The organism is Solemya elarraichensis gill symbiont, from assembly GCF_002021095.1.
Classification (GTDB): Bacteria; Pseudomonadota; Gammaproteobacteria; order Chromatiales; family Chromatiaceae.
Window position 1 is genome coordinate 1 of the sequence record NZ_MPRK01000276.1, and the last position, 2,107, is coordinate 2,107.

The 2,107-nt window shown below is 54.9% G+C and carries 2 protein-coding genes; one reads left to right on the forward strand and one right to left on the reverse strand.

Annotated features, from left to right (window positions below; genetic code table 11):
* On the forward strand, window positions 1-602 hold a 602-nt coding region (locus tag BOW51_RS10100), incomplete at its 5' end, for a cupin domain-containing protein (RefSeq protein WP_135568245.1).
* 15 nt (window positions 603-617) lie between these two features.
* On the opposite strand, the gene polA is transcribed toward BOW51_RS10100, so the two are convergent.
* Window positions 618-2,107, reverse strand: a 1,490-nt coding sequence (polA, locus tag BOW51_RS10105) for a DNA polymerase I (RefSeq protein WP_078477605.1), incomplete at its 5' end; no start/stop codon positions are given.

The window sequence follows — 2,107 nt, forward strand, 5'->3', positions numbered from 1 at the left end:
AACAGTCTCGCCTAGTGGCTACCGGGGACTACGCGCCTTCGATTCTCTCTCCTTGGCGCGCAGCGGAGGAAATACTGCTCGTCCTCTCAGGTACAGCGACCATCTTCATCAACGAGCCAGGCAAGGGAGTTCTTCGGGCATATTCATCCCGTTCCGGAGATTTTTTCTATTATCCCTCAGGGCAAACCCATACTATCTACAATGGCAGTGAAGAACCGATTCAATACCTCATGTTCCGCTGGACAGCACGGGCAACGCAACCTAAACAAGCGCACACTGTTGGATATAAAAAGTCCCTCTACGATTCAGGAAATGGTCGGCTTGCAGTCAACCACCAGAGTTCTGGACTAAAACATCTGCACATTCATTTCACCCGACTGCAACCTGGCCAGTCATTCAAGCGGCATGTCGATCAGTACGACACTGCGCTTATCGTTCTTGAAGGTGAATTAAGCATACTCAATCAGCGCCTTGGCAATGGCGGTGTATTTTTCATCCGGGCTGGTGAACTGCATAACACGCACAATGAGGGAACTGAGCCCTGCGCCTACCTGGTCTTCGAATTTCATGCTGACACAGCGGTGACCAGCAAGACCATGTAAATGGGCTGGCCTTTATCAGTGCGCCTCATCCCAGTTGTCACCAATACCAACATCGACGACAAGCGGTACTTTCAACTCGGCTGCCTGTGACATCCTGCGACTGATCTGTTCAACTGCTGGATCAAGTTGATCTTCAGCAACCTCGAACACGAGTTCGTCATGTACCTGCATGGTCATGCGCACATCCGGCTCATCGTTGCGAATCCAGGCATCTACATCCAACATTGCCAGCTTGATGATATCAGCTGCCGTACCCTGCATCGGCGCATTGATAGCGGTGCGTTCAGCCGCTGCACGACGCATGCCGTTGCGCGAATTGATCTCGGGCAGGTAGAGGCGGCGCCCAAACACTGTCTCTACATAACCCTTCTGATGCGCATCTGCGCGGATTGAATCCATGAACTCACGAACACCCGGGTAGCGTTCGAAATAGAGATCGACATACTCCTGTGCAACCGAGCGTTCGACACCCAGCTGCTTGGCCAGCCCGAAGGCCGACATGCCGTAGATGAGGCCGAAGTTGATTGCCTTGGCCGAACGACGCTGGTCTGAAGTTACATCTTCAGAAGCGACACCAAACACCTCGGCTGCAGTGGCACGGTGAACATCCATACCGTCAGAGAATGCACCCAGAAGCGCTTCATCACCGGAGAGGTGCGCCATGATGCGCAACTCTACCTGCGAGTAGTCTGCCGCCACCATGCGGTAACCATCCTCGGGTACAAATGCCTGGCGAATCCTGCGCCCCTCTTCGGTACGCACAGGGATGTTCTGCAAATTTGGATCCGATGAACTGAGACGCCCGGTCGCAGCCACTGCCTGGTGATACGAGGTGTGCACCCTGCCAGTGTCAGGATCAACCATCCCCGGCAGCTTGTCAGTGTAGGTAGAACGCAGCTTGGCAAGACTGCGGTGCGACAGGATCACCTGCGGAAGCTCATGCCCTTGTTCTGCCAGCTCCTGCAACACCGACTCTGCTGTCGATGGCGCCCCCTTGGGCGTCTTGGAGATCACCGGCAGTTCGAGTTCCTCGAAGAATATCTGGCCGATCTGCTTTGGCGAGCCCATGTTGAAGGAGCGCCCGGCAATCTCGTATGCCTGCTCCTCGAGCTTGTGCATACGCATGGCGAGTTCACCGCTCTGCTTGACCAGCATCGCCGAGTCAATGCGCACACCGGTACACTCAATGCGCGACAGCACAGGAACCAGGGGTATCTCGATTGATTCAAAAACCGATTTCGGGCCACTCTCTGCGGAGAGTTTTGGCCAGATCGCCTGGTGCAGGCGCAGCGTAATATCGGCATCTTCCGCTGCATAGGGCGCAGCCTGTTCGAGCGGCACCTGGTCAAATGTCAGTTGCTTTGCACCCTTGCCGGCAACCTCTTCGAACTTGATGGTCTTGAGATTCAGGTAGGCCTGCGCAAGTGAATCCATGTCATGCCGCGTCGCGGTCGAATTGAAGACATAGGATTCGAGCATGGTGTCATAGGCAACACCCTGCAGCT